The sequence below is a fragment of the Brevundimonas sp. genome, from assembly GCF_041648615.1.
GTDB lineage: Bacteria > Pseudomonadota > Alphaproteobacteria > Caulobacterales > Caulobacteraceae > Brevundimonas.
The window spans coordinates 1-4,000 of record NZ_JBAZOS010000072.1; the positions used below are offsets into that span (position 1 = coordinate 1).

Genomic DNA, 4,000 nt, shown 5'->3' on the forward strand with positions numbered 1-4,000 from the left:
CGATCGCCGCCGGCGCGGGGCGCGGCTGGACGGTCTCGGGCGGCGGGGTGAAGGTGGGAGCCGTCGTCGGCGCCTCGGCCTCGGAATAGACGTCGATGCCGGCTTCCGGGTCGACGGGCTGGGCGTCCAGCGGGGCGTCGATCTTCATCTCGCCGACGGGGGTGCCGACCGCGGGCGGGGCGTCGTTCGAGGAGCGCGGACCGGCGCGGTAATAGACCACCACGGCGATGATCAGCAGGACCAGCACGACGCCCGAGATGATCAGCGTCATCGGCGGCGCCTTGGGTCCGCCGCCTCCGCCGCCCCGGCGCGGATCGTAGCCGCCCCGGTTGAACGGCAGGTCGTCGTCGGTCGGCGGCGTATAGGCGCCGCGGTCATGGCCGGGATCGCGACCCGGGTTCGGACGATAGGGATCTTCGTGGGACATGACCGCGCCTTCCAGCCGGGCCGCGCGAATCGGCGCGCCCGAACCTCATCCTACCCCGCCCAGCGGAGTCTTCGAATCACAGATCGAGGGCGAGGTCGAGGCTGAACAGCTTCTTGTGTTCCTCGATGGCGTAGCGGTCGGTCATGCCGGCGATGTAGTCGCAAACCGCCCGCGCGCGCTTCCCCTGATCCGCGACGTCGGCCTTGCCCGCCCATTCCGGCGGCAGGGTCGCCGGCTCGGCCATGAACAGCTGGAACATCTCGGCCAGGATGCGCCGGGCCTGGCTGCGGGTCCGGTTGACCCGGTAATGGCGGTACATCCGCTCGAACAGGAACTGACGCAGCACGCCAAGGTCGGCCAGCATGGCGGGCGAGAAGGCCACCAGCATCCGGTCGGCCATGCGGACGTCCTCGGAGGAGCGGATGTTCGCCGCCTCGATCCGCCGCTCGGTCTCGGCCAGCACGTCCTCGACCATGACGCCGATCATGCGCCGCACCGCCTCGATGCGGATCATCCGTTCGTCGATGTCCGGCCAGTCCTTGCGCACGCCGTGCAGCACCGGCCCGATCAGCGGCACCGAGGCCAGATCGTCGAGGGTGAACAGGCCCGCCTGCACGCCGTCGTCGACGTCGTGATTGTTATAGGCGATGTCGTCGGCGATGGCCGCCGCCTGGGCCTCCAGCGAGGCGAAGGTGTCCAGCCGCAGGTCCCAGCCCGGCGCATAGTCGGCGATCGCCTTCCACGCCGGCTCGTCCAGACGATGCGACACCGGCCCGTTGTGCTTGACCACCCCCTCGACGGTTTCCCAGCTCAGGTTCAGGCCGTCGAACTGGGGATAGCGCTCCTCCAGCTTGGTCACGACGCGGAAGGTCTGGACGTTGTGGTCGAACCCGCCCCACGGCTCCATCTGCGCCTGCAGCTCGTCCTCGCCGGCATGGCCGAACGGCGGATGCCCGAGATCGTGCGCCAGGGCCACCGTCTCGGCCAGATCTGTGTCGAGCCGCAGGGCGTGAGCCAGCGACCGCGCGATCTGCGCCACCTCGAGGCTGTGGGTCAGGCGGGTGCGGTAATGATCGCCTTCATGCGCCACAAAGACCTGGGTCTTGCCCTTCAGGCGGCGGAAGGCCGTGGCGTGAATGATCCGGTCGCGGTCGCGGGCATAAGCGTTTCGCGTCCGGCTGATCGGCTCGGGCGTCAGCCGGCCGCGACTGTGTTCAGGATATTCGGCGTAGGGCGCGCGTTCGGGGATCAACGTCGGCTGCTCATTCGGCTGAAGGCCTTTGCGATCGGCCACCCGCGCCTCATATAGGCCCCTGTGAGCAGCGTCCAATCAGTCCCGACCTTCCAGATATCGCCGTCCGTCGGCGGTCACGGCCTGACGCTGTCGGAAACCGCCGCCGCGCGGCTGGCCAGGCTGGCCCTGGACGAGGGCCATCCCGTCATGCTGCGCGTCGCCGTGGACGGCGGCGGCTGCTCGGGCTTCCAGTACCGGTTCGAACTGGTCGAGGCCGCCGAGGTCGAGGACATCCGCATCGAGGCCGCGGGTCAGGCGGCGCTGGTGGACCCCGTCTCCCTGCCCTTCCTCAAGGGCTCCGAGATCGCCTTCGTCGACGATCTGGCGGGGGCGCAGTTCGTGGTCCGCAATCCGAACGCGGCCTCCAGCTGCGGCTGCGGCGTCAGCTTCTCGATCTGACCGGGCTCGTGCTGACCGCCCCCGTCCTGCGCATCACCGGTCTGGCGCGCGGGTCCGGTCCGCCCGCCCTGTCCTGACCGGCCGGACCCGGTCGTCGAGATCGGCGCGGGCTTCTTCGGCGAGGTCGAAAAACCGCTCCCGGACGGCGGCGGCGAAAGGATTGTCGCACTCGATGGCCCTGAACACCGCGGGTGAATCGTAACGCACCAGCTCAACCGCCTGCATCAGCCGCTCGAAGCTGACGGTGGTCATGCGCTTCGGCAGCGGCTCCATGGCCAACAGCACGCGGGCGATCAGGTGGGTCAGCCCCTGGACCGTCGCCGCCTCGCGGTCGTGATCCTCGGGCGAGACGAGGAAAACCCTGAGGCCCAGAGCCCCGCGGCAGAAGGCGGCGACCCGGCGGGCGGCGGGTCCGCCCCGGACCGCGCAGACCGCGATCCGCAGGCCGGCGACGCCGTCCTTGCCGCTCTGGGGTCCGAACAGCGGATGGGTCCCGACGATTCGGACCGACGGCGGCAGGCCCGCGGCCATGATCTCCGCCGGCCTCACCTTGACCGAGCCGACATCCGCCACCAAGGCGTCGGGCGCGACATGGGGCGCGATGGCCGCCACCGTCGCCTCCAGCGCCTCGACCGGGACGGCGAGGATCACCACCGGACAGGCGGCGGTCTCGGCCAGGTCCGTCAGCCGGACGAGGCCGTCCAGATCATCGGTCGCCGCCGGGTCGTGGGCGAGGATCTCGAAGTACGGAGCCAGATGTCGGGCCGTCAGCCGGCCGAAGGCGCCGAAGCCGACCAGACCGAGGCGCTCCGTCTTCACGCCGCCAACGTCTCCTGAAACCGCACCGGCCGCCCGTGGGCCGCGCCGATCAGCTCGCCGTCCTTCATCACCACCCGGCCGCGAACGATGGTCGCCACGGCCTTGCCCGTCGCCTCGAAGCCGTCGAACGGGGTCCAGCCGCAGCGGCTGGCCATGTCGGCGTGGCGGATGACGTGCCTGGCCTTCAGATCGACGATGGTCAGGTCGGCGTCGTAGCCCTCGGCCATCCGGCCCTTGCCGGCGATGCCGAACACCCGGTTGGCCCCGTGCGAGGTCAGATCGATGAACCGGTCCAGAGACAGCCGGCCTTCAGCCACATGGGTCAGCATCACCGGCACCAGGGTCTGCACCCCCGGCATGCCCGAGGGCGAGGCCGGATAGGGCTTGGCCTTCTCCTCGATGGTGTGCGGCGCGTGGTCCGAGCCCAGCACGTCGAACACCCCCTGCTCGATCCCGGTCCACAGGCCGGCGATATGGGCGGCGTTGCGGATCGGGGGATTCATCTGGGCGTAGCCCTTGAGCCGGGCATAGGCCTCATCCCCGTCCAGCGTGAGGTGCTGCGGCGTCGCCTCGGCGGTGGCGACGTCCTTGTGGTCGGCGAGGAAGCGGACCTCCTCGGCCGTCGAGACGTGCAGCACATGGATGCGCGCCCCGACCTCGCGGGCCAGGCCGACCAGGCGGCGCGTCGAGCGGATGGCGCTCTCGGCGTCCCGCACCTCGGGGTGGCTGGTCCAGTCGCCCGTGCGGGCCAGCGGACGGCGCTCGACCAGCCGGTATTCGTCCTCGGAATGGAAGGTGGCGCGGCGCTTCACATGGCGCAGCACCTCGCGCACCCCGTCGTCGTCGGCGACCAGCAGGGTGCCGGTGGAAGCCCCCATGAACACCTTGACGCCGCAGCAGCCGGGCAACCGCTCCAGCTCGGCCAGGTGTTTCGCGTTCTCGTGGGTGCCGCCGATGTAGAAGGCATGATCCGTCCACATCCGGTCGCGGGCGCGCTCCAGCTTGTCGGCCAGGGTGTCCGGGTCGGTGGTGTTGGGCTCGGTGTTCGGCATTTCGAACAC

Annotated in this window: 4 protein-coding genes and 1 pseudogene; 1 reads left to right on the top strand and 4 read right to left on the bottom strand. The window is 70.3% G+C overall.

Going from position 1 to position 4,000, the window contains the following annotated elements; translation table 11 throughout:
- Together WC555_RS15210 and WC555_RS15215 are read right to left on the bottom strand one after the other, a co-directional pair.
- Positions 1-427: pseudogene (locus tag WC555_RS15210) on the bottom strand (SPOR domain-containing protein); the annotation flags it as partial.
- A gap of 76 nt (positions 428-503) precedes the next feature.
- On the bottom strand, positions 504-1,721 hold the full coding sequence (locus WC555_RS15215; protein WP_373254941.1) for a deoxyguanosinetriphosphate triphosphohydrolase: 1,218 nt from the start codon (positions 1,719-1,721) through the stop codon (positions 504-506).
- 21 nt (positions 1,722-1,742) lie between these two features.
- Between WC555_RS15215 and erpA the strand changes: the two genes are divergently transcribed.
- On the top strand, positions 1,743-2,120 hold the full coding sequence (erpA, locus tag WC555_RS15220; RefSeq protein WP_373254944.1) for an iron-sulfur cluster insertion protein ErpA: 378 nt from the start codon (positions 1,743-1,745) through the stop codon (positions 2,118-2,120).
- 33 nt (positions 2,121-2,153) lie between these two features.
- Here the strand turns inward: erpA and WC555_RS15225 are convergent, their stop codons facing one another.
- Entirely contained in the window at positions 2,154-2,939 is a 786-nt protein-coding gene (locus tag WC555_RS15225; RefSeq protein ID WP_373254945.1) for a prephenate dehydrogenase/arogenate dehydrogenase family protein, read from the bottom strand.
- The coding region (locus WC555_RS15230; protein ID WP_373254946.1) for a dihydroorotase at positions 2,936-4,000 on the bottom strand (1,065 nt) is incomplete at its 5' end. The genes WC555_RS15230 and WC555_RS15225, both read right to left, overlap by 4 nt.